This window comes from Amycolatopsis antarctica (assembly GCF_002262875.1).
In the GTDB taxonomy this organism is placed as follows: domain Bacteria; phylum Actinomycetota; class Actinomycetes; order Mycobacteriales; family Pseudonocardiaceae; genus Amycolatopsis; species Amycolatopsis antarctica.
In genome coordinates, this window is record NZ_NKYE01000009.1 from 59734 (window position 1) to 84139 (window position 24406).

16 protein-coding genes are annotated in these 24406 nt (G+C 70.0%); 14 read left to right on the forward strand and 2 right to left on the reverse strand.

All coding sequences use genetic code 11. From position 1 onward, the window contains the following. The first annotated feature begins 23 nt into the window (after positions 1-23). Positions 24-1574: a helix-turn-helix domain-containing protein gene (locus CFN78_RS16290; RefSeq protein WP_094863671.1), complete on the forward strand. Its 1551-nt coding sequence runs from the start codon at positions 24-26 to the stop codon at positions 1572-1574. Positions 1575-1833: 259 nt separating this feature from the next. Here CFN78_RS16290 and CFN78_RS16295 read toward each other — a convergent pair whose 3' ends face one another. Continuing rightward, positions 1834-2172 (reverse strand): DUF3817 domain-containing protein, encoded by a 339-nt coding sequence (locus CFN78_RS16295; RefSeq protein WP_094863672.1) that lies wholly within the window; start codon positions 2170-2172, stop codon positions 1834-1836. 172 nt (positions 2173-2344) lie between these two features. Here CFN78_RS16295 and CFN78_RS16300 point away from each other — a divergent pair, with 172 nt between their 5' ends. Then, a complete protein-coding gene (locus CFN78_RS16300; RefSeq protein ID WP_094863673.1) occupies positions 2345-2881 on the forward strand; it encodes a M23 family metallopeptidase in 537 nt (178 codons plus the stop codon). Positions 2882-2955: 74 nt separating this feature from the next. Here CFN78_RS16300 and CFN78_RS16305 read toward each other — a convergent pair whose 3' ends face one another. Then, complete coding sequence (locus tag CFN78_RS16305) at positions 2956-5847, reverse strand: AfsR/SARP family transcriptional regulator (protein ID WP_476692355.1); 2892 nt, start codon at positions 5845-5847, stop codon at positions 2956-2958. A gap of 746 nt (positions 5848-6593) precedes the next feature. On the opposite strand from CFN78_RS16305, the gene CFN78_RS16310 reads away from it, so the two are divergent. The 12 genes from CFN78_RS16310 (at position 6594) to CFN78_RS16365 (ending at position 24385) form a co-directional block, all read left to right on the forward strand. Next, positions 6594-7604: a multicopper oxidase domain-containing protein gene (locus tag CFN78_RS16310; RefSeq protein ID WP_094863675.1), complete on the forward strand. Its 1011-nt coding sequence runs from the start codon at positions 6594-6596 to the stop codon at positions 7602-7604. A 155-nt stretch (positions 7605-7759) separates the two neighbouring features. Further along, on the forward strand, positions 7760-11230 hold the full coding sequence (locus CFN78_RS16315; protein ID WP_420807894.1) for a ThuA domain-containing protein: 3471 nt from the start codon (positions 7760-7762) through the stop codon (positions 11228-11230). Positions 11231-11306: 76 nt separating this feature from the next. Continuing rightward, complete coding sequence (locus tag CFN78_RS16320; RefSeq protein WP_094863677.1) at positions 11307-12629, forward strand: OmpL47-type beta-barrel domain-containing protein; 1323 nt, start codon at positions 11307-11309, stop codon at positions 12627-12629. Positions 12630-12886: 257 nt separating this feature from the next. Beyond that, on the forward strand, positions 12887-13594 hold the full coding sequence (locus CFN78_RS16325) for a TetR/AcrR family transcriptional regulator (RefSeq protein WP_094863678.1): 708 nt from the start codon (positions 12887-12889) through the stop codon (positions 13592-13594). A gap of 51 nt (positions 13595-13645) precedes the next feature. Continuing rightward, positions 13646-15379 (forward strand): ABC transporter ATP-binding protein, encoded by a 1734-nt coding sequence (locus tag CFN78_RS16330; RefSeq protein ID WP_094863679.1) that lies wholly within the window; start codon positions 13646-13648, stop codon positions 15377-15379. Between the two features lie 71 nt (positions 15380-15450). Then, positions 15451-17352 (forward strand): ABC transporter ATP-binding protein, encoded by a 1902-nt coding sequence (locus CFN78_RS16335; protein ID WP_094863794.1) that lies wholly within the window; start codon positions 15451-15453, stop codon positions 17350-17352. 180 nt (positions 17353-17532) lie between these two features. After that, a complete protein-coding gene (locus CFN78_RS16340; RefSeq protein ID WP_094863680.1) occupies positions 17533-18588 on the forward strand; it encodes an RNA polymerase subunit sigma-70 in 1056 nt (351 codons plus the stop codon). Beyond that, entirely contained in the window at positions 18585-18938 is a 354-nt protein-coding gene (locus CFN78_RS16345; protein WP_094863681.1) for a cupin domain-containing protein, read from the forward strand. The genes CFN78_RS16340 and CFN78_RS16345 overlap by 4 nt, the downstream gene beginning before the upstream one ends. Then, positions 18905-19741: an alpha/beta fold hydrolase gene (locus CFN78_RS16350; RefSeq protein ID WP_094863682.1), complete on the forward strand. Its 837-nt coding sequence runs from the start codon at positions 18905-18907 to the stop codon at positions 19739-19741. Before CFN78_RS16345 ends, CFN78_RS16350 begins: the two co-directional genes overlap by 34 nt. A 161-nt stretch (positions 19742-19902) precedes the next feature. Further along, a complete protein-coding gene (gene bla / locus CFN78_RS16355) occupies positions 19903-20826 on the forward strand; it encodes a class A beta-lactamase (RefSeq protein ID WP_420807895.1) in 924 nt (307 codons plus the stop codon). A gap of 249 nt (positions 20827-21075) precedes the next feature. Beyond that, positions 21076-22317 (forward strand): ATP-grasp domain-containing protein, encoded by a 1242-nt coding sequence (locus tag CFN78_RS16360; RefSeq protein WP_094863684.1) that lies wholly within the window; start codon positions 21076-21078, stop codon positions 22315-22317. 40 nt (positions 22318-22357) lie between these two features. Further along, on the forward strand, positions 22358-24385 hold the full coding sequence (locus CFN78_RS16365) for a hypothetical protein (protein WP_094863685.1): 2028 nt from the start codon (positions 22358-22360) through the stop codon (positions 24383-24385). The last annotated feature ends 21 nt before the right edge of the window (positions 24386-24406 follow it).

Here is a 24406-nt window from a genome sequence, read left to right on the forward strand (position 1 = left end):
GGGCGTACTAGGATCTCGTGCCCATGGAACCCAGCGCGCACGGTTCCGCAGGCGGCGACCGGACGGACGACCTGCGCACCCTGACCCGGCTCGCCACCCGACCGGACGCGGTGGAGGCCATCCTCGGCTGGCTCGCCCGCCGGGTGGGCGGTGCGGTGACGCTGCTCGGAACGGACGGCGAGGTCGTGGCACCCGCACCGTCGCGTCCCGGCCGGCAGCCCCCGGCCGGTGCGGTGGACGCCGTCGCCGGGCTGTGCCGTGAGGGCACGCCGTCCACCGTGCTCATCGGTGACGGACAGGAGTACGCGGTGCATCTCGTCCGCCTCGGCCGGGAGGATTCCCCGCCGTATCTGGTCGCCCGGACCGGGGCGCGGGACTGTGGTGACCTGCTCGCCGACGCCGCCCGGGTGCTGGGACCGTGCAGTCAGGTCGCCGAGGCGGCGCGGGAGCGAGCCCGGGTGGAGACGGCGGATGCCCAAACCCGGGAGGCCGTGCTGCACCTGCTGATGATCGGCGCGGTGTCCGCGGCCCGGCGGATCGCCACCACGCTGCGCCCGTCGCTTCCGGACCCGGCCCGCGTGCACGTCGTCGAGGGGCCGCGCCGGGGGCTGTCCGCGGTCGCCTCGCGGATGCGGGACGCCACCGGGGCACGCGCGTGGATAGTGCCGTGTCCGGTCCGGCCGAGCCATCTCATCGCGCTGGCCCCCGTCGCCCGTGGTGACGCGGGGGACCCGGTGCGCCTGGCCAGGGCACTGGTCGCCGAGGCGCCGGGCTACCGGGTCGGCGTCAGCGACGTGGTGCCGCTGCGGGACGCCGCGACGGGCTACGAGCAGGCGTTCCACGCGCTCGCGGTGGCGCGGGGTGCGCCCGAGCGGTACGCCGGTGTCGGCGGGCGGGCGGATCTCGTGCCCTTCCTCGGCATGGCCGGGCACGGCTGGGCCCGCGAGGTACTGCACGCCTGCGTGAGCTTCACCCCCGCCCGGCGGGCCGATCCCGGTGGCGGGGAACTGCTGGACACCCTCAACTCCTGGCTCACCTTCGACAACGCCGCCAGCAGGCATCTCCGGATCCACCGCAACACCCTCGCCTCCCGGGTGCGCCTGCTCGGCCGTCTGCTCGGACTGGACCTGGACCGGGTCGGTGACCGGGCCGCCGCGTGGCTCGCCCTGCGCCTGTACGGCGAACGCGCGTCCCGCGAACTGCCCGGCCCGCTCGTCGCGGCCGAGGGCGCTGTCACCGCCGACACCACCGGTGACACCGCCGCCGACACCGCCGCGGCGGAGCGGATGGTGGTGCTGCGCGGCCTTCTCACCGAAGCGCCGGTGCGTGCCTGGGCCGGTGCGCGGCTGCGCCCGCTCGAACACGGCGGCCCGCCGGGCGGGCTCGACACGGTCCGCGCCTGGCTGGCCGCGGACACTCGGCTGCCCGGGACGGCCACCGCGCTCGGCCTGTCGCTGCCCGGCGTCCGCAAGCGGCTGGTGCGGGCCGAGGAGGTGCTGGGGTGCTCGCTGCTGCGCGCGCCGAGCTCCAAGTACGAGCTGTGGCTGGCCATGCGCGCACTGGGCCACCTCTGAGCGTTCCCGCCTGAACGGCGCGACGGTGCCGCTGTTCGAGCGGAAACCCCCGACGGCGGTCACTGTGCATTCTGGTCCTCGTCAGGCCCACTCGCCGTCACTAGGGTTTCCGCTGCTCCGTGCCGCGCGCGCGGGGGATGACCGGTCCATTCGCGTGCCTGCCACGCGGGGTACCGGCACCGTGCGCGACGGCGGGTGCCGTCCCGGTGCGGACGAGGGGGCCGCGCCGGGACGCTACCCGCGTATGCCGGACGGGCCCTCAGGCGTTCGCGTCCTGCTTCGCGGTGTCGCGCCTGGTGGCGTCCAGCCTGCCGGTGCGTGCGGCCCAGCGTTCGAACAGGGCGGTGCCGAACGGGGGGATGCTCGCCACCAGCGCGAGCACCGTCGTGCGCATGTCCCAGCGCAGTGGCGCGCGGGCCAGCAGCGAGACGAGGACGTAGCCGACGAAGACGGCACCGTGGATCGGGCCGAAGATCTTCACGCCGATCTCGTCGCCGACGGCGACGTACTTGAAGAACATGCCGATCAGCAGACCGGCCCAGGAGATCGCCTCGGCCACGGCGAGCAGGCGGAAGCGTCCGACGGGACTGGTGAGCACGGCGCTCTCCCTTCAGCGGTACGGAGATTCGTCCCATTGTGGCGTTTCTCCGGCCGCGGTCGTCCGCCGGGTGCCCGCACCACCTGGTTTGTACGACTCTTGTACATCCGGTGGGCAGGCTGTCGTGCGGAAATAACCGAACAGCTTCGTCGGCAGATTGTGAGAGATTGTCATGGCAGCTCTGACCACCAGAAGAACGCTTGTCGGACTGATGACCGGTGCCACGCTGATGGCGGGGGCGCTGGTGCCCGCCGCCGCGAGCGCGCAGGAGGCGCAGGCGATCAATTTCCGGACCCCGTTCGACTGCGGTCAGGTGTGGAACGCCAACACCCGGACCAACCACAACCCGCAGGCCTCGGTCGACTTCCAGCGCGACGGGGCACAGGGCAAGAACGTGCACGCGAGCGCCTCGGGCACGGTGAGCACGGTCAAGGACCTGGGGAACACGAGCTACGGCAAGTACATCGTGATCGACCACGGCAGCGGCTGGACCACCCTCTACGCGCACCTGGACTCGTTCAACACCAAGGTCGGCGCCAAGGTCACCACCAACAGCATCATCGGCAAGGTCGGCACCACCGGTGGATCGACCGGCCCCCACCTGCACTACGAACAGCGCTCCGGCGGCACCGTCAAGCGTGTGGTGCTGAACGGGCTGGCCATCAAGTACTACGGCAACACCACCGTCACCAGCAGCACCGCCTGCTGACGCGGATTCGGACAGGCTCGGCACGAACGCCTGCCGCCCCGGCGACGCTCCGGCCTCGCCGGGGCGGCAGGCGTTCAGGCGGGCAGGGCGGGCGAGCCGGCCGGAGGATCCACCCGCCGCGCGGTGCCCGGCCGCGGACGGCCGGCGAGCTCACCCCAAATGGTGCGGGCCCGTTCGCGGTAGGAACGCGAGCGACCTGGCTGGCCGAGGGCCGCGTGCAGCTCGCTCAACCGTTCCGAGACCTCCGCTTCGGAACGGCGGTCGCCGCTGCGCCGGTGCACGCTCAGCGAGTTCACCAGCAGCAGCTTGGCGTGCGGCAGGTCGCCGCTGCGCAGATAGAGCTCACCGAGGCTCTGGTGCGCGTAACCGACGCAGTGGTCGTCGCCGAGCTCGGCGAAGATCGCGATCGCCCGGTCGACGTTCTCCCGTGCCGCACCGAGGTTTCCGCGCCGCTGGTGCAGCATCGCCAGCCACTTCAGTGCGTGCGCCTCCCGATGACGGTCCCCGATGGCCGCGCACAGCTCGTAGGCATCGGTGAACCAGCGGCCCGCCGTGCCGTGGCAGCCCTGGTGCAGCCGGGCGGTGCCGACGGCGATCCGGGCGGCGGCCTCGCCCGCCCGGTCCCCGGCGCCGGTGAACAGCGCGAGCGCGTGGCAGGCGCGGTCGATGGAACGCTCGTGGTGACCCTGGAAGCGCAGGGCCGTTGCCACCCCGGACAGGGCGATCGCGGTGCCGCGCTCGTCGCCGATCCGGTGGAACAGCCGTTGCGCCTGTTCGAAGGCGGCCAGCGAGGCGGCGTAGTCGTCCTGGTAGATGTGCACCTGCCCGAGATTGCGCAGCAGAATCGCCTGCCCGCGCTCGTCCCCCTCCCGCCGGGCGGACTCCAGTGCCACCGCGTGCGTGTGCAGCCAGTCCTCCTGGTGACTGCGCAGGTCGAAGAACGGGGTGTAGACCCCGGTCAGCCGCCAGGCCAGGTCGTCGATGCGATGCCGCGCGGCGAGCGCCACGAGAGCGGTCACGGTGGTTCGTTCGGCGGTGAACCAGTCGGCGGGATCGAGGCGCTCCTCGCCCGCGTCGGCGGGCCGCCTGCACCCGTCCACCTCGTCCGGAACCACGCCGAAGAACCGCACCGGCAGCCGGGCGCCCATCTCGGCGGCCAGCGAGAGGTAGCCCTCGACGACCCTGCGCAGGGCGTCATGGTGTTCGCCGGGGTCGTCCAGGGAGGCCCGTTCGACGGCGTAACAGCGAAGCAGGTCGTGCAGCCGGTAACGCGGCTGCCCGGCCACGTCGGCACCGACGGGTTCCACCAGGTGCGCGTCGACCAGCGCGTCGAGCACCGCGCCCCCGTCCTGGGCGTCGATCAGCGCGGACACCACCCAGCCGGGGAACCGGAGCTGACCGAGCAGGCCGAGTCCGCGGAACGCGAGCGCCGCCTCGGCCGGGAGCTGGTCATAGCTCAGGGTCACGCTCGCGTCGACCGCGAGATCGCCGGCACGCAGCTCGCCGAGGCGCCTGCTCTCGTCGCGCAGCCGATCGGCCATCATCGGCAACGGCCAGCTCGGCCGGTGCGCCAGCCGGGCACCGGCGATCCGGATCGCCAGCGGCAGGTGGCCGCAGGAGCGCACGATGGCGGCGGCGCTGTCCGGTTCCGCCGCGGTCCGTTCGGCGCCCGCCACCTCGGACAACAGCCGGAGCGCCTCGGATTCGCTCAGCAGCCCCACGTCCACCGCGTGTGCCCCGGCGAGGTCCGGCATCCGTACCCGTGCGGTCACCAGTACCGCGCATCCGCCCGTGCCGGGTAGCAGCGGCCGTACCTGTGCGGCGTTCGCGGCGTCGTCGAGTACGAGGCAGATCCGGCGGGGGGCCAGCCGGGAGCGCAGCAGCGCGGCGCGCTCGGCCGGTGTACGGGGCAGGGCGCCGTCCGGCTCACCCAGCGCCCGCAGCAGTTCCGCGAGTACGTCTCCGGACGGCCGCGGCTCCGCCGAGGTGCCACGGAGATCGACGTGCAGCTGGCCGTCCGGGAATCGTTCACGCACCGCGTGGGCCACCCGCACGGCGGTCGCGGACTTGCCGACCCCCGGCGGACCGGAGAGCGCGACGAGCGCGGGTGCGGACCGGTCCCGCCGCAGCAGGCCCACCAGTTCGGCGACCAGACGGTCGCGGCCGGTGAAGTCCGGCAGGTCCAGTGGAAGCTGGCACACCGGGAACACCGGGGCCGCGGCCGCCGGCGAGGCGGGTTCCTCCCGGCCGGCGAGCAGGCGGGAGCGCAGCTCGCGCAACGGTGGCCCCGGCGCGGTGCCGAGTTCGGCCGCCAGAATCCGTTCGGCCTGCCCACAGGCGTCCAGCGCCTCGGTCGTGCGGCCGTCGATCTCCAGTGCCCGCACCAGTTGTTGCCACAGTTCCTCCCGCAGCGGATGGGCGGCGACCAGTCCGCGCAGCTCGGCCACGGCCGTCGGGATGTCACCGAGCGCGACCAGAGCATGTGCTCGTTCCGCCTGCACGGACAGTCTCAGTTCGGCGAGCCGGGCCAGTACCGAGCCCCAGGCGGGACTGTGTGGCAGACCGTCCAGCACCTCGCCGCGCCACAGCGCGTCCGCCTCGTCCAGCAGTGCCAGGGCGGTGCCGGGGTTGCCCTCGCGCGCGGCCCTCCGTGCGGCCGTCGCACGCTCCTCGAACACTTCCGCGTCCAGCTCGCCCGATGCGGTCGCGACCAGGTAACCGGTGGGGCAGCTCCGGATCCGGTCGGGCAGTTCCCGTCGCAGTGCGTGCACATAGGTGCGCAGGTTCGCCGCGGCCGAGCGCGGGGCACCGTCGGGCCACAGTACGTCGACGAGGTGGTCGGCCGGCACCGGATCGTTGGCACGCAACAGAAGCGCGGCCAGCAGCAGGCGCGGTTTCCGGCCACCCAGCGGTACCGCTCGTCCGGCCGTGGTGACCTCGAGCGGGCCGAGAACGCGAAAAGACACCGTTGCCACAGTTACCGCCAGTACGCAGGGACCCGGGTGGCGACCCCGCTGGCGTGGAGGCGCCCTGCCCGCGTCGCGGCGCGGGTCCGGCCACGGTAACCGTTCCGGTTTCCTCCGCGCAGCCGAATCGGGCATTTCGCCGGGAGCCTTCGGTGTGGGATCGGTTGTGACGCAGTGGTTCCGCGGTCCTTTCGCGGCGGCTCGCGGTCGCGGCCGGTGACGAGCCGCTACCGAGCGCACCGACGCGCCCGGTGGTGCCGCGGGGTGCGTTCGACACCGTGCGTTACCGGCGCGAGGTGAGAAATCGTTGTCCCCACTGGGAAATATCGACGAAAACCGGCATCGGGGGCGTTCCGGACGGCGGAGGTACGTAAGTCCGCAAACGGCGGAAGATACTCCAATTGGCCGCTAGCTTAAGTACGCGAGAAGCATAAGCTCGTTCCGAAGTAACCAAAAGAAGCTCCGTCCACGTCAAAGGTGACCGCCCGGTGCTCGACGGCCCGGGCCGAAAGGCGCGGCAGCGTGACACGGGTTCGCATCGTGGCGGCGAGAGCGGTGGTGGTGCGCATCGGCGACCCGGTCCGTGCGGCGATCCGCGTCCGCGACCTGCCGGTGTCCGCCCGTGTCCGCGTTGGATCCGTCGCCGCGGTCCCCGTCCCTCGCACGGAAAGTTCCGTCCCCACCCCGGAGCCCCGTCGTGCTCCCGCTCTTCCTCGCTCACTCGTGGCCAGAATTGGAGATCCACCATGCACGAGCGTCCTCCGGCCGGGCGGTTGTCCCGGCGCTCGATTCTCGCCGGCGCCGCCGCCGGGGTCGTCGCACCGATCGCGGTCTCGGCCCTCGCCCCGCCCGTCGCGTCCGCGGCTCCGCGCGTGGCCGGTGTCGGCGGGACGACCCGGCAGATCACCATCTACGCGGAGGCCCTGCCCAACGGCGAGGTGGCGTACGGCCTGAATCCCGGACAGGCCACCATTCCCGGTCCACTGCTGGAGATCTGGGAGGGCGACACCCTCGAGATCGAACTGGTCAACACCACCGACCAGCGGCTGTCGATCCACCCGCACGGCGTGAACTACGACGTGGTCTCGGACGGCAGCCCGCACAACGACTCGTACAACGAGCCCTACGAGACCCGTACCTACATCTGGCGCAGCCAGACCGCGTACCAGGCCGACGGCCGCTGGATGCCGGGCAGCGCGGGGTACTGGCACTACCACGACCACGCACTCGGCACCGACCACGGCACGGGCGGTGTCACCAAAGGACTCTACGGCGGCCTGATCGTCCGCCGGGCCGGGGATCTGTTGCCGGACAAGCAGTTCACCGTCGTCTTCAACGACATGGCGATCAACAACCGGATGGTGCCCGACACACCCATGTTCGAGGCGCGGCAGGGGGAACGGGTCGAGTTCCTCTGTGTCGGCCACGGAAACAACCCGCACACCTTCCACCTGCACGCGCATCGCTGGGCCGACAACCGGACCGGCATGTTGCAGGGACCCGACGACCCGAGTCACGTCGTCGACAACAAGAACCTCGATCCCGGCAACTCGTTCGGTTTCCAGGTGATCGCGGGCCAGGAGGTCGGCCCGGGCGCGTGGATGTACCACTGCCACGTCCAGTTCCACGCCGACGGCGGCATGGCCGGGCTTTTCCTGGTCCGCAATCCCGACGGCAGCATGCCGCCCGGCGCGCAGGAAGCGATCGACCGCTTCAACAACCACCAGCACCACCCGCATACCGGCGCCCACGGCTGATCCGCAGGCTGATCCGCCGCCGGCAGCCGAGGAAACCACCGCAGAAGGAGTGAGGGATGAGACCACGAGTGTCCGCACGCTCGTACGGATCCAGAACCAGACGAGGGGCGTGGGTGGTGGCCGTCTGTGCCGCGCTCACGCTCGGCCAGAGCATGATGCCGGTGTCGGCGGCGCCCGTCGAACCCGTGGCGCAGCAGCCTTCGGACGCCCAGCTCACCGCCGCCGCCGGTGTCTCGGTGCTGGTGTTCCACGGCGACGCGGCGGCCCAGCAGGACCCGGTCGCCAGGGCCGCCGAGGAACTCCGGCGGATCGGTGAGGCGAACGGGATCGCCGTCGAGGTCTCCTCGGACCCGGCCGTGTTCACCGCGGAGAAACTCTCCGCCCACCGGGCCGTCGCCTTCCTCGCCGCGGACGGGGTCACCCTGAGCGAGCCGCAGGAAGCGGCCCTGCAGAAGTACATGCGCGCGGGCGGCGGCTTCGTCGGCATCTCCGACGCGGCCCGCGCCCAGCTCGACTCCGAGTGGTTCACCGGCCTGATCGGCACCCGCCCCGCCGGTGAGCGGCCGGCGGAACCGGCCGAGGCGGTGGTCGACCTCGTCGACCGGCAGCACCCCGCCAACGACGGCCTGCCGTTGAACTGGAAGCGTTCGGACCGCTGGCAGAACTGGGAACCAAACCCGGTCGGCACGGTGCACACGGTCGCGCAGGTCGAGGAACGCCACTACGAGCCGGGGGAGACGGCCAACGGGCCGTTCCACCCGATCTCCTGGTGCCACGACTACGACGGCGGACGCTCCTTCTACACCGGCATGGGCGGAACCGAGGGCAGCTACGGCGAAGCCGGGTTCCGCAACCACCTGCTCGGTGCGCTCAAGTGGACGACCGGCCTGGTGCGCGGCGACTGCCAGGCGACCATCGCGGCCAACTACAAGGTCGAACGGCTCACCACCGAGAACAAGGAAGGTGAGCTGGACCAGATCGGTGAGCCGCACGGGATGACCATCGCGCCGGACGGCGGGGTGTTCTACGTGGGCAAGGGTGCCTGCCCGAGCGGTCCGGTCGCGGACTGGGAGGACCCGAACGTCGGCCTCGGCTGCGGCACGATCCACCGCTGGGACCCGGCCACCAAGCAGACCACACTGCTCAGCACCCTCGAGGTGATGGGCAACCGGGGCAGCGGCAGCGAACTGGTCAAGAACGAGGAGGGCCTGCTCGGCATCGCGCTCGACCCGGCGTTCGCCGACAACGGCAGGATCTACGTCTACTGGATGCCGCACGAGAACATCGACCGGGAGAACCGGATCGGCAAGCGGACCATCTCGCGGCTGACCTACGACGCGGCCGCGCAGTCGATCGACCTGGCCTCGCGCACCGACCTGCTGTCCTGGGACGCACAGATCCACAGTTGCTGTCACGCGGGTGGCGGCATGACGTTCGACTCCAAGGGCAACCTCTACATCGGTTCCGGTGACAACAACTCCTCGCAGGGGTCGGACGGTTACTCCGGCAACAACTGGACCGAGGCCTACAACGGCGTCTCGTTCCAGGACGCCAGGGCCACCTCCGGCAACACCAACAGCCTCAACGGCAAGATCCTGCGGATTCACCCGGAGGACGACGGGTCCTACACGATCCCGGACGGCAACCTGTTCCCGGAGGAATCCGACCCGGCGAACAAGACGCTGCCGGAGATCTACGTGATGGGCGTACGCAATATTTCGCGCCTGGCCATCGATCCGGCCACCGACTGGCTCACCGCCGCGTGGGTCGGCCCGGACGCGACCTCGCCGAGCCCGGAACTCGGGCCGGCGAAGTACGAGACGGCCACCGTCATCACCTCGGCGGGCAACCAGGGCTGGCCGTACTGCATGGGCAACCGGCAGCCCTACCGCGACCGCAGCAACACCGACGCCGAGATCCTCACCGGCTGGTACGACTGCGACAAGCCGCAGAACACCTCGCCGCGCAACACCGGGCTGGTGGACCTGCCTCCGGTGCGGGACAACATGATCTGGTATTCGCCGGACGGTGGCGGGCCCGTCTTCCCCGACCGGCTCGACGGTACCGACGTCCCGACCTACAACGCGGACGACGCCACCTACACCCAGCCGTACCTGACCGGCGGCGGGCAGGCCGTGATGTCCGGGCCGACATATCACCGGGACCGGGTGAACACCAACAGCGGTGTCGCCTGGCCGGAGTACTGGAACGACAAGTGGTTCATCGGTGACCAGAGCAATTCGGACAACCGGATCGCGGTGACCGTCGACCCGACCGGGGTGGAGCGGCAGGCGCCCCCGGCGTTCGCGGAGACCCTGAGCCGGATAATCCCGGCGGGCTCCGGTGAAGGGCAGTTGCAAAGCTGGATGGACGCCAAGTTCGGTCCGGACGGCGCCCTCTACATGCTCGACTACGCGGGAGGCTTCTTCAGTCTCGATCCGAACCAGAAGCTGATCAGGATCACTTATCAGGGCGGCCAGGCGTCCCCGGCCCCGACCGCGTCCTCGGTCGCGGTCCAGGACGAGGCGCTGACCTACGCCTTCAACGGTGCCAGGTCCGGTGGACGTTCGTACCAGTGGGACTTCGGCGACGGTGGCACGTCGACGGAGATGAACCCCCGGCACCGGTACGACCGGGCGGGCACCTACACCGCCCGGCTGACGGTGACCTATGCCGACGGCGAGCAGGCGACCACGCGGACGGCCGTGCAGGCCGGCTGTGCCGTGCCGGACACCGCGGACACCGTCCACTTTGACGAGTCCGACACGACGGTGCCCAACCGGCAGACGGGTGGCGGCTGCACGGTCGACGACCTGATCGACGACGAGAGCACCTGGCCGAGCAACGAGGCCTTCACCGCGCATGTCGGTGAGGTGACCGGCGGACTGGTCGAGCTGGGCCTGATCACCCCGGAGCAGCGCGACACGCTGAACCGGGCGGCCGCGGACTCGGCGATCGGCACCCCCGGGCACACCGGGTACGAGTCGATCTTCAACGGCACCGCCGACTCGCTGGACGGCTGGTCGCAGGCGCCCTCGGGTGAGTTCTCGATCCAGGGCGACGGTTCGCTGCGATCCGGTGGCGGTCTCGGCATGCTGTGGTACGCGGACAAGAACTTCGGGAACTTCTCGATGAAGCTGAAGTTCCGCGACGTGGCCCCGGAGGGCGCACGGTCGAACAGCGGTGTCTTCGTCCGTTTCCCGAACCCGGACACCCCGCTGGACCAGCGTCCGCCAGGATGCGGGACGACCGGGTCGGCGAGGACCTCGGCCGCGTGGGTCGCGATCTACTGTGGACACGAGATCCAGATGTACGACGGGGACACCGGTGAGACGCAGAAGACCGGCTCTGTCTACAACTTCGACCCGGTGACGCTGGACCAGTCGGGCGCCACCCCGAAGGGCACCTGGAACGAGTACGAGATCCGTGTCGTCGGCCAGCACTACACGATCATCCGCAACGGCGTGGTGATCAACGAGTTCGACAACACCCCGGGTATCGAGTCGTCCCGCGAGGGCGACCCGCCGACCGATCTGCGGCAGTTCGCCGACGGGTTCGTCGGGTTGCAGAACCACAGCGACACCGACCTGACCGAGTTCCGCGACATCCGGGTGCGCGAACTGTAATTCCCTCCGGACGGCAGGCGCCCGCACACCGCGGGCGCCTGCCCACCGGGGTTCCCCGACTTCAGGAAGGCAAATCGTGTCCAGATCTCTGGTCGCCGCGCTGGCCGCGGCGTTGACGATGCTGGGGCTGGTCCTCGCCCCGGTGTCCGTCTCGGCGAACACCGGGACAGCGAACACCGAGGCGGCGGCACAGGTGCTGACCTGGACCGCGGGCAACAGCGTCACCGAGTACACCTCGGCGCCCACCGAGGCGGTGGCGGGCGAGACGACGATCGTGTTCGAGAACAGCGAGGCCACCGGCAACACCACGAGCATGCCGCACACCTTGACCTTCGACACCACCACGCCCGGCTACAACCACGACGTCGACACCGACCTCCTAGCCAACCCCTCCGACGCCAATGGCGGCAGGCACGAGACGACGGTGACCCTGACGCCGGGCAAGTACCGCTACTACTGCGCGATTCCCGGTCACCTGCAGATGACCGGCGAGTTCGTGGTGACCGAGGACGGCGGTGGCGGCGAGGACACCACGCCGCCGACCGTCTCCGCCGAGGCCGCCGGCGAACAGGACGCGGACGGCAACTACATCGGCAGCGCCTCGGTGACGGTGAACGCCACCGATCAGGGGTCCGGTGTGGACAGTGTGGAGTACCAGCTCGACGGTGGGGAGTTCCTGCCGTACAGCGAGCCGGTGGTGGTGGATTCGGTGGGTGAGCACATGGTGCACTTCCGGGCCACCGATGTGGCGGGCAACGTGTCCGAGGAGGGCATGCTCTCGTTCGCCGTGGTCGAGGGCGATGCCGGCGACGTCACCCCGCCGACCGTCTCCGCGGAGGTGACCGGGAACCAGGACGGCGAGGGCAACTACCTCGACGCCGCCACGGTCGCCATCACCGCGCAGGACGAGGGGTCCGGTGTGGACAGTGTGGAGTACCAGCTCGACGGTGGGGAGTTCCTGCCGTACAGCGAGCCGGTGGTGGTGGATTCGGTGGGTGAGCACATGGTGCACTTCCGGGCCACCGATGTGGCGGGCAACGTGTCCGAGGAGGGCATGTCCTCGTTCGCCGTGGTCGAGGGCCCCGACATCGAGGGACCCACGGTGACGGCCGTGGTGTCCGGCGACCAGAACGCGAACTGGGAGTACCTGGGCCGGGCGTTCCTCTCGCTCTCGGCGGTGGACGACAAGTCCGAGGTCGCCGTCCTGGAGTACGCGCTCGACGGGGGTACGTGGACGAGCTACACGAAGCCGGTCATGGTGAACACGCTCGGCAAGCACATCGTCCGGTACCGGGCCTTCGACAGCGAGGGCAACGCCTCCGAGCAGTCGAGCGGTTCCTTCACCATCGTCGCGGCGGGTTCCGCCGCCGTGCACACGAGGGCGGTGCGGGTGCTCTAGAAGCGCGACCGATCATCGAGGTCATCACCGTCTCCGCCGCCGCGCGGGGGTCTCCGGAACCCGGAGCCCCCGCGCGGCGTTCTTGTCTGGTGGCGCGCGGGTCGGCCCGATCATCCGGGTGACGCGAGCCGGACGGCATGCCGTGCGGGGTTCGCGGGCATACCGTGGTCTCAGTCGGCTCGCCCGATCTCACCCAAAATTCTGCTGAATGAGAAACGGTTTGCGGATTCCGCAAGTTTTTCACTACAGTGCGGCAGATGAACCTCCCATCGGCTTCCGGGGCGGGCAAGCCGGAACTCGGTCTGCGGGAGTCCAAGAAACGGGCCGCCCGGCACGCGCTGAGCTGGGCCGCCGTACGCCTGGCCACCGAGCACGGGCTGGACCGCGTCCGCGTCGACGACATCGCGGCCGAGGTCGGGGTCTCCCCGCGGACCTTCAACAACTACTTCTCCAGCAAGGAGGAGGCGATCTGCTCGTTCAGCATCGAACGACAGGAACGGCTCCGCGACGCGCTGCTGGCCCGGCCACGGAGCGAGCCGCTGTGGACCGCCGTCGTCAACGCCGTGGCCGAGGAGCACTCGGCGGACGGAACCCCGCCGAAGGAGTACATCGCGCGGATCCGGCTGCTGGTGCAGCATCCCTCGCTGCGGGGCGAGTTTCTGAAGGCGCACTCCGTGGTGGAGGCCATCCTCGCCGACGCGATCTCCGAGCGCGCCGGACTCGACCCCGGTGACCCCGCCGACGCGACGGACCACCTGCACGCACGCATGATGGCCGCCGTCGTCGGCAACGCGATCCGGCTGGCGATGGAGCACTGGCTCGCCACCGAGGGCGTGACCTCCTTCGTCCCGGTGCTACTGGAGATGCTGAACCAGGCCGCCCGCGGACTGCCCTCGCTGACCGCGCGGGCCGATCGCACCACCGGCGAGCGGGGTGCGGTGCCCGCGCCGTCGCACGCGCACTGAGCCCGGCCCCCTACCCGAACTCCGAACAGACCACCACTGGGAGACGACGTCGTGCTGGTTCGCCTGCTACGCACCTATCTTCGGCCGTACAGCCGGGACCTGGGCCTGATCGTCCTGCTGCAGCTCGTGCAGACGCTGGCCGCGCTCTACCTGCCGACCCTGAACGCCGACATCGTCGACAACGGCCTGGTCAAGGGGGACACCGGGTACATCGTGCGGATCGGCATGGTGATGCTGCTGGGGACCCTCGCCCAGATCGTCTGCTCCATCGGCGCGGTCTACTACGGCGCGCGGACCGCCATGGCACTCGGCCGGGACCTGCGGGGAGCCGTCTTCCATCGTGTCCAGGACTTCTCCGCGCGCGAGGTCGGCCAGTTCGGCACGCCGTCGCTGATCACCCGCACCACCAACGACGTTCAGCAGGTGCAGATGCTGGCGCTGATGAGTTTCATCCTGATGGTGTCGGCGCCGATCATGTGCGTCGGCGGCATCCTGATGGCGCTCAACCAGGACGTGCCGCTGTCCTCGCTGCTGCTGGTCGTGGTGCCGGTGCTGGCCGTGTCGGTGGGGCTGATCATCGCCCGGATGCACCCGGCGTTCCGGCTGATGCAGGAACGCATCGACAAGATCAACCAGGTGCTGCGCGAGCAGATCATGGGCATCCGCGTCATCCGCGCGTTCGTCCGGGACACCCAGGAACGGGCACGCTTCACCGACGCCAACCAGCGCCTGCTCACGGTGTCGCTCCGGGTGGGCAGGCTGATGGCGTTGATGCTCCCCATCGTGATGCTGGTGATGAACGCCTCCAGCGTCGCGGTGCTGTGGTTCGGCGGGCAGCGGATCGACAGCGGCAGCATGCAGATCGGTGCGCTGACGGCGTTTCTGGCGTATCTGATGCAGATCCTGATGTCGGTCATGATGGCCACCTTCATGTTCATGACGGTGCCCCGGGCCGAGGTCTGTGCCGAACGCATCTGCGAGGTGCTGGACACCGAGTCGAGCGTGACCCTGCCGGAGAACCCGGTGCGCCCGGGCGAAGTCCGCGGCACGCTGGAACTGTCCGGAGTGGAGTTCCGCTACCCCGGTGCGGAGGAGCCCGTGCTGCAGGGAATCGACCTGCTGGCCAGGCCGGGCGAGACCACCGCCGTCATCGGCAGCACCGGCAGCGGGAAGACCACCCTGCTGAACCTGATCCCACGTCTGATGGACGCCACGGACGGCACCGTGCGGGTGGACGACGTGGACGTCCGGCTGCTCGATCCCGTGGTGCTCTCCGGCGCGGTGGGACTGGTCCCGCAGAAGCCGTACCTGTTCGCCGGCACGATCGCGACCAACCTGCGCTACGGCAATCCGGACGCCACCGAGGAGCAGCTCTGGCACGTGCTGGACGTGGCGCAGGCCAGGGACTTCGTCGAACGGATGCCGGAGGGCCTGGACGCGCCGATAGCCCAGGGCGGCACCAACGTCTCCGGCGGACAGCGTCAGCGGCTCGCGATCGCGCGGATGCTGGTCAGCCGCCCGGAGGTCTACCTGTTCGACGACTCGTTCTCCGCGCTCGACTACGCCACCGACGCCGCGCTGCGCCGGGCGCTGGCGGCCGAGACCGCCGAGGCGACCGTGGTCATCGTCGCCCAGCGGGTCAGCACCATCCGGACCGCGGACCGCATCATCGTCCTGGACGCGGGCCGGGTGGTCGGATCCGGCACCCACACCGAACTCATGGACACCAACGACACCTACCGGGAGATCGTGCTCTCCCAGTTGACCGAGCAGGAGGCGGCGTGAGTACCTCGACACCGACCGCCGGGGAACGCTCCGTTCCCGCACGCGGACCGAGCCCGCAGGCGCGCGGTCCGATGTCGAGCGGCGTGCCGGCGGAGAAACCACTGGACTTCCGCGGCTCGATGCGCCGCCTGCTCGGTCTCCTGCGACCGCAACGGCTGGTCCTGGCCGGCGTTCTGGTCCTCGGTGCCGCGAGCGTGGCGCTGACCGTCATCGGACCGAAAATTCTCGGCAAGGCAACCGACCTGATCTTCGCGGGTGTGGCGAGCAGCGGGCTGCCCGCCGGGGCGTCGAAGGAGCAGGTAATCGCCGGCCTGCGCGCCGATGGCCAGGACACGCTGGCGGACATGTTCACCCCGATGCAGATCGTGCCCGGCAGCGGGATCGACTTCGACGCCGTCGGCCAGGTGCTGATGCTCGTCCTCGCGCTGTACATCGGCGCGTCCTTCTTCGCGCTGGCACAGGCAAGGCTGACCACTAACCTGGTCCAGCGGGCCGTTTTCGACCTGCGCGAACAGGTGGAGGCGAAGTTCGCCCGGCTGCCGCTGAGTTACTTCGACCGCCAGCCGCGCGGCGAGGTGCTGAGCCGGGTCACCAACGACATCGACAACCTGGCGCAGTCGTTGCAGCAGACCCTGCAGCAGATCGTCACCTCACTGCTCACGATCACCGGTGTGCTGGCGATGATGTTCGTCATCTCGCCGCTGCTGGCGCTGGTGGCGCTGTTGTCGGTGCCCGCGTCGGTGTTCATCGCGGCGAAGATCGGCAAAAGGGCGCAACCGCAGTTCATTCGGCAGTGGGCGACCACCGGAACGCTCAACGCGCACATCGAGGAGATGTACACCGGTCACTCGCTGGTCAAGGTCTTCGGCCGCCGCGAGGAGGCCGAGAAGACGTTCGCCGAGCACAACGAGACCCTGTACACCGCCAGCTTCAAGGCGCAGTTCATCTCCGGGCTCATCCAGCCCGCCATGATGTTCGTCGGCAACCTCAGCTACGTACTCGTGGCGGTGATCGGCGCGCTGCGGGTCGCCTCCGGAAACCTGTCACTGGGCGACGTGCAGGCGTTCATCCAGTACTCCCGGCAGTTCAGCCAGCCGGTCACCCAGATCGCCGCGATGGCGAACCTGTTGCAGTCCGGTGTGGCCTCCGCGGAGCGTGTCTTCGCCCTGCTCGACGCCGAGGAGCAGGAGCCCGAACCGGCCACCCCGGCGCGGATCGACCGGGTTCGCGGCCAGGTCGGCTTCCACGACGTGTCCTTCCGCTACCTCGAGGACACCCCGCTCATCGACGACCTGACGCTGGACGTCGACCCGGGTCAGACGGTGGCCATCGTCGGCCCGACAGGTGCGGGCAAGACGACGCTGGTGAACCTGCTGATGCGGTTCTACGACCTCGACGGCGGGCGGATCACCCTCGACGGCGTGGACATCGCCGAGATGGACCGGGAGGACCTGCGCGCCAAGACCGGCATGGTGCTGCAGGACGCCTGGCTCTTCGGCGGCACCGTCGCGGAGAACATCGCCTACGGCGCGGACGGCGCCACCCGCGAGGAGATCATCGCCGCCGCCGAGGCCATGCACGTGGACCGGTTCGTGCGCACCCTGCCGGACGGCTACGACACGGTGATCGACGACGAGGGCGGCACGGTCAGCGCCGGGGAGAAACAGTTGATCACCGTCGCCAGGGCGTTCCTGGCGAAACCGGCGATCCTGATCCTCGACGAGGCGACCAGTTCGGTCGACACCCGAACCGAGGTGCTGATCCAGCGGGCGATGAACTCCCTGCGACAGGGAAGGACCAGCTTCGTCATCGCACACCGGCTCTCCACGATCCGCGGCGCCGACGTCATCCTGGTGATGGACTCCGGACGGATCGTCGAACAGGGCGACCACGAGACCTTGCTGCGTTCCGGCGGGGCCTACTCGCGCCTGTACGCCGCCCAGTTCGCGGAGGCGTTCGCCGAGACGGACTGACCGCGAGCCGACTTCTCCCATTGTGCTCAGTGGCCGCCGGACCGGTGCCCGAACCGGTGGCTCGTGGCTACGCTTTCCTCGACGGGCTCCGGATCGGCCTGCGGAAACAGTTCGATTCCTTTCGCCGGCGCCGCCCGTCTCACCACTGTCGGTGGTGCCAGGGACGCGAAGGAGGCGGCGGTGGCGGACGACGAGGGCGCCGTGCTGGTGGCGGCGGCGCGCGAGGGCGACGAACGGGCGTTCGCCGAACTCGCCGAGCGGTACCGGTGGGAGCTGCGCGTGCACTGCTACCGGATGCTCGGCTCGTACGACGACGCCGAGGACGTGGTGCAGGAGACCTTTCTGCGGGCGTGGCGGCGGCGTGAGACATACCAGGGACGCTCCACTTTCCGCGCCTGGCTGTACCGGATCGCGACCAACGGCTGCCTGGACCTGATCGAGCGGAACAAGCGCACACCGGGCCCGTACCGGGTGCCGCCGCTGGCGGAGGCCGCCTCGGGTGTCCGCCCGCCGCCGGAGGTGTCCTGGCTGCAACCCGTTCCGGACGGCCTGCTGGACCCGGCCGCGGATCTCGCCTGCGAGCCCGCCGCGGCGGCCGTCGCCAGGGAGACGATCGAACTGGCGTTCCTGGTGGCGATCCAGCAGTTGCCCGCGCGGCAGCGGGCGGTGCTGATCACCCGGGACGTGCTGGGCTGGCCCGCCACCGAGACGGCCGCGCTGCTGGGCGCCAGCGTCGCGTCGGTGAAGAGCGCGCTGCAACGGGCCAGAGCCACACTGAAGGAGCACCTGCCGCCGCGGCGCGAGGACTGGGCACCCGCGGGCGAGCCGAGCGCGAGCGAACGGGTGCTGCTGCGCCGGTACGTCGACGCGCACCAGAACGCCGACCTCGGTGCGCTCACCGGGCTGCTGGCCGAGGACGTGCGGGTGACGATGCCGCCCTACCCGGCGTGGCTGGTGGGAAAGCAAGCGCTGCTGAACCTGACCGAGCAGGTTTTCGACCCGGAATCCGAGTGGTACCACGGGAACTGGCGCAGCGTCGTCACCGGCGCGAACCTGCAACCGGCCGTCGCGCACTACGTCGCGCACCCCACCGCCGAGGAGACGAGGGACCTCTCGGGAGAGTTCCGCGCGCAGGTACTCGACGTGCTCACCATCGACCGTGGCCGGATCACCGCGGTCACCTCGTTCAGCCCGCGGCACTTCGCCGCGTTCGGGCTCCCGCTGGTGCTGTCGTGAACGCCGGCTTCCGCCGTCGCGAGATCGTGCTCGGGCCGGGCGAGTACCGCGCCTACCGGGCGGCCGAGTGGCGGGACGCGATGATCGTGGTGGCCGAAGGCGAGCTGGAACTCGAGACCACGGACGGCGCGTCGCGCGGCTTCGGCCGCGGCGCGATGCTGTGTTTCGCCGGGCTTTCACTGCGCGTGCTGCGCAACACCGGCCACGAGCCGGTCACGCTGATCGTGATCAGCCGGGACGCGACCGATTCCTTTTCGGCGGAGACGCCGTCTCATGACCAACCAGACCGCGAAACATCGGAAACGGAGCAAAGATCATGTCTGCAACCAGTCACACGGCGACACCGGTGAACACGACGGTCGTCTCGGCGGACGGAACGAAGATCGCGTTCGAGCAGCACGGTTCCGGGCCCGCGGTCATCCTGGTCGCCTCGGCACTGGCGGACCGGTCCGACACCAAGAAACTCACCGCGCTGCTGGCCGAACAGTTCACCGTCATCAACTACGACCGCCGCGGCCGGGGTGCCAGCGGAGACGCCGCCGCCTACGCGGTCGATCGCGAGATCGAGGACATCGCGGCGCTTATCGAGCACGCGGGCGGTTCGGCGTCGGTTTTCGGCAGCTCGTCCGGTGCGGTGCTCGCACTGCGGGCCACGGCCGCCGGGCTGAACGTCGGGCGGCTGGCCCTTTACGAGCCACCGTTCGTCGTCGGCGACGGCGATTTCGGGCCCCCCAAGGGTTTCGCGAGCCACATCGGTTCGCTGCTCGCCGACGGCAAGCGCGGCGACGCGGTCAAGTACTTCATGACGAAGGCACAGGGAATGCCCGCCTTCATGGTGAACATGATGCGGATCGTCCCGGGGGAGTGGTCGAAGCTCAAGCAGCTCGCGCACACGCTGCCGTACGACATCGCCGTCATGGGCGACACCCAGCAGGGCGCACCGCTGCGGGCGGCCCAGTGGTCGGGCGCCGCCGTGCCCACCCTGGTACTGACCGGTGGCAAGAGCCCGGACGGATTCCACAACGCCGCGCGGGCGACCGTCGGTGTGCTGCCGAACGCCACCCACGACACGCTGCCCGGGCTGAACCACGGCGCCGTCGTGATGGCACCGAAGAAGATCGCTCCGGCGCTGAGCGCTTTCCTGCGCGGCTGATCCCCCGGTGGTGTGGCGGGGTGGGCCGGGAACCTCCGGCTCCGCCCCGCTTCCGGCTGCTTCCCGTTCACGTGTCGCGCTCGGCGAACGGCTTCTCCCGTGGGCTTGCTATCTTCGGCGAGGCACCGGGGAGGGAATCCTTGACACCAGAGCGTTCGGCGATCACCCGGCGTCGTTTCCTGACAGTGGCGGCACTTCTGCCGTTGGCCGGATGCTCGGCGCCCGGGCGTCCGGCGTCCGATGTTCCAGCCCCGGCCTCGTCGTCGAGCACCCCGTCCGCGCCGGCGTCCGTGCCAGAGCCAGGGAACGGCCGGGAACGGCTGGCCGAGCTGGAGCGGCGGTTCGACGCCAGGCTCGGGTTGTACGCGCTGGACACCGGCAGCGGGTCCGCCATCGAGTACCGCGCCGACGAGCGGTTCGCATTCTGCTCGACGTTCAAAGGCCTTGCGGTGGCGGCGGTGCTGAGCCGGAACCCGCCGTCGCATGTGGACACCGTGGTGACCTACACCGAGGATGATTTGCTGAAGAGCGCCGTGGTCACCGAAGAGCACGTGGCCACCGGGATGACGATCGGCGGGCTCTGCGACGCCGCGATCCGGTACAGCGACGGTACGGCGGCCAACCTGCTGGTCCGCGATCTCGGCGGCCCCGCCGAGCTGACCGAGTACGCGCGCGGTCTCGGCGACACGGTCACCCGGATGGACCGGATCGAGCCCGCCATCACCGAGGCCATCCCCGGCGATCCGCGTGACACGACCTCGCCGCGTGCCTTCGCCGCCGACTACCGGGCGATGGTGCTCGGCGAAGCGCTCCCGGCAGGCAGTCGCGACTTCCTGCGCGACCTGCTGGAACGCAACACCACCGGGGCGAAGCGCATCCGGGCCGGCGTACCGGACGACTGGGTGGTGGCCGACAAGACCGGGACCGGCGACTACGGCACCGTCAACGACATCGCGATCGTGTGGCCGCCGGGCTCCGCCCCGCTCGTCATCGCGGCCATGTCCAGCAAGGCCACCAGGGACGCCGGGTACGAGGAGGCGCTACTGGCGGAAGCGGCCGCACACGTCGTGGCCACTCTCACCTGAGCGGGATCGGGCCCGATCGCTGGTCCGTCCGGGTGGCCACGCGGGAGGCTGTTCGCGACCCGGAACGGCCGAGGTGCCAGCTCTGGCGGTGCCACCGGGCTGACCGGTAGCGAAACCCTCGGTGCAGGGCCGGCAGCGGAACGTCATCACCCGGTTCCGGTCAGCACGCAGGGGAAACACCCCGGGGGTACGGTTGGTTCCGCCCGCGCCGCCGACACCGGACGCGCCCGAACGATGGAGGAACGGTCTATGCCGCAGCCCGAACCGGCCACCAAGAACCCGGACAAGGGATACGTAGCGCTTCTTGGCTGGAGTCTCAACGCGGTGGAGGCTCTGGACCGGTTCGACCGGCGATATGTCGTCGTGGCCCCGGACTGGGCCGAGGAGTACTGCTCCGAACACGGCATCCCGTACGTGCCGTGGAACTTCGAGCGGCTCAACGACCGCTCGATGGAGATCGCCGAGACGCTGCAGAAGGAGGGCGTCGACGTCGCGATCCCGTTGTTCGAGGAGACCGTGGAGTGGGCCGGGGCGATCAACTCCGTCCTGCTGGACAACCCGCGTCTGTTCGGCCAGGCGATGTTGCTGCGGGACAAGGCGCTGATGAAGCGCAGGGCACAGCTCGGCGGCATCCGGGTGGGCATCTTCGAGGAGGCCCACGACCGGGACGACGTGATCCGCTTCCTCAAGCGCGTCAACCAGACCCTGCTCAAGCTCGACGGCGACCCGAACGACCCGATCCATCTCAAGGCCTTCGACAAGGCAGGCTGCCTCGGGCACCGCGTCATCCGCACCCCGGACGAGGTCGACACGATCCCGGACGAGGAGTTCCCCGTCCTGATGGAGTCGCACCTCGACGGCTGGGAGTTCGCCGTCGAGGCCTGGGTGCACAACGGGAAGATCAAGTTCCTGAACATCTCCGAGTACGTCACCCTCGGGTACTCGGTGTTCGTGCCCGCCACCCCGGAACTGGAGAGGTACCGGCCGCAGATCACCGCGCAGATCGAGAAGCTCATCAAGACCTTCGACATCGAGTTCGGCTTCGTGCACCCGGAGTACTTCGTCACCAGCGACGGGGAGATGTACTTCGGCGAGGTCGCCTACCGGCCGCCGGGCTTCAAGGTTTTCGAACTGCTCGAACGGGCATACGGTTTCAATGCCTATCAGGGGCTGGTGCTGGCCTTCGACCCGAAGACCACGGAGGAGGAGATCGACGCCTTCTTCCCGCAGGAGGTCGTCGGCGCGTCCGGGGTCGCGGGCTGTTTCGGCGTCTACCCGCGCCGCCGGGTGGTCAGCGAACTGCAGATCCCGGAGGAGACCGAGGACGACGACTACTACGATTCGCACGACCTCTCCGCGCCACTGGAGGAGACGGTCACGAAGAGGACCGCGTTCGGCACTCACTGGGGTCTGCTGTACTTCTTCGGCGACGACCCCTACCGGATGCGTGACCTGCTGAAGAAGCAGGAAGAGCTCGACTTCTACGTCTGACGCCCGGCGTGGACGCAGGAGACCTACCCGAGGAAAGCCTTTGAAACCGACCGCCGACGTCACCACCGAGGCCACCACCCTGGACAAGAGGGTGGTCTCGCTCGACGACGCGACCCGGGCCATGGCCGAGACCCGCGACTTCGGCAAGCACGCGAAGCTGCGACGGGTACTGGAGGCTCTGCGCCGGGTGCTGTTGCAGCCGGGTGGCGCCGCGGCGGTGCAGGCGCGGGCGCAGGCGCTGGAGGAGGCCGGTCTCTTCCAGGAGACGGACTGGGCCTCGCCGGAGATCCTCATCCCCGCGCTGGTCGGCCCCGGGCTGCGCAGCGGTGACGCGGACACCGTCGTGATGGAGGCGACGAGCGAACTGCGGATGCTCGCCGTCGCCCGGGGCGACTTCGCCCACCCGACGCTGTCCGCCGAGGACGCTCGCCAGTTCCTGTCCCAGGTGCTGGCGATGAACCTGGAACTGCTGTTCACCCCGCCCAACGAGGCGGAGCGGACCCGGCAGGGCCGGATCGCGCAGCTCATCCGCGACCTGTTCCGCCACCTCGCCGACGAGATCGGCTACGACACCGTCCTGGACAAGCTGGTCGACGAGATCTGGCGGATCCTGCGCCAGCGTCCGATCCAGGTCGAGGCGGTGCAGTCGCTGATCACCCGGATCGCGATCTACCGCGGCGATCCCGACATCGATCTGGGCGCGTCGTCCGGGCAGGGCATCGACCGGCTCATCACCAGCCTGTTCGGGACCACCGAGGCGTGCCGGGAGGACCCCGGCATGGAGGTCTTCCGTTCCCGGCTGGAGGCGATGGACACCGGTGGCCTGCAGTACGAGGCCACCGGGTTCGCCAGGGCGATGCACGACACCGGTCTGGTGTCGCCGTACCACGCGGAGCTGCTCCGGTTCCTGCGCGGCGAGAGCGACTATCTGCTCGGCGAGGCGCTCGGCCTTTCCGACACCGGCCGGAACTGCCTGCTGCGCTTCAGCGATCTCGTGCACCGGCTGATCGAGGAGGCCGTGCATCCGGAGACGGCGCAGAGCGTGTACGGCCTTGCCTTGCTGCTCGACCGCGGCATCCTGTACGAACCGCCGGTGGCGCCCGCCCTGTGGCGCCAGCTCGCCCTGAAACTGTCCCCGGCCGCGCGGGAGCGGTTGATCACCGGATTCGGCGACCAGCCGGGGCCGGAGGCACGGCTCATCGCGGGCGTGCTGTCGATGCTCGGGCAGCCGCTCGGCGTGGGGCAGGGCGACAACCCGACCTGCCAGTCCGCCCGCGCGCTGTCGATGTGGGCGTACAACGACCCGGACTACCTGCTGCAGATGGTGGTGTGGGCGGCCCGGGACGACGAGATCATCATGCACTTCGAAGGACAGCCGATCTCGTCGAAGGACAGCGCGGCCGGTGTCGCGACCTCCTTGCCGACGGATCTGGACCCCGTCTCGCTGCTGGTGGTGCCGCACCTGGACCGGATCTACGCCGAGATGGGACGGCGCTGCGTCGGCAGGCCGGGAGACCCGCACCGCTGGGTCAACCCCGAGTTCCACGGCTGGTGGGCCTCGCGTGGGTTCCGGATCAACGTCGACGTCGAGACCGGCAACCTGATCGACCTCGACGGGTTCCTCCGGGAGTTCCACGCGAGTTACCACCCGTCCTACAACGGTGGGCAACCGCTGGTCCATCCGCAGCCCGCCGGAGTCGCCGTCACCGACAGCGCGGCCCGTTACGTCGGCTGGCACGCGATCACGATCCTGCGCGTCGCGCCCGACCCGCAGGACGTCATGCGGGTGTACTTCTTCAACCCCAACAACGACAGCGGTCAGGACTGGGGCGACGGCGTGGTGGTCTCCACCGCGGGCAACGGCGAGCGGTTCGGCGAGGCATCGCTGCCGTTCGACCAGTTCGCCTCGCGGCTCTACATCTTCCATGTCGACCCGCTGGAACGGGCGGAACCGGAAAGCGTGCCCGCCGAGGACATTGCTCGGATCACCGGCTACATCGAGCGAAGCTGGGGCGCCGACCGGCTGCCCGCGGGAAGCCTGCAGGCCGCGAAGCAGCCGCAGGGCTGAACCGGCCGTCCCGGTGGAGGC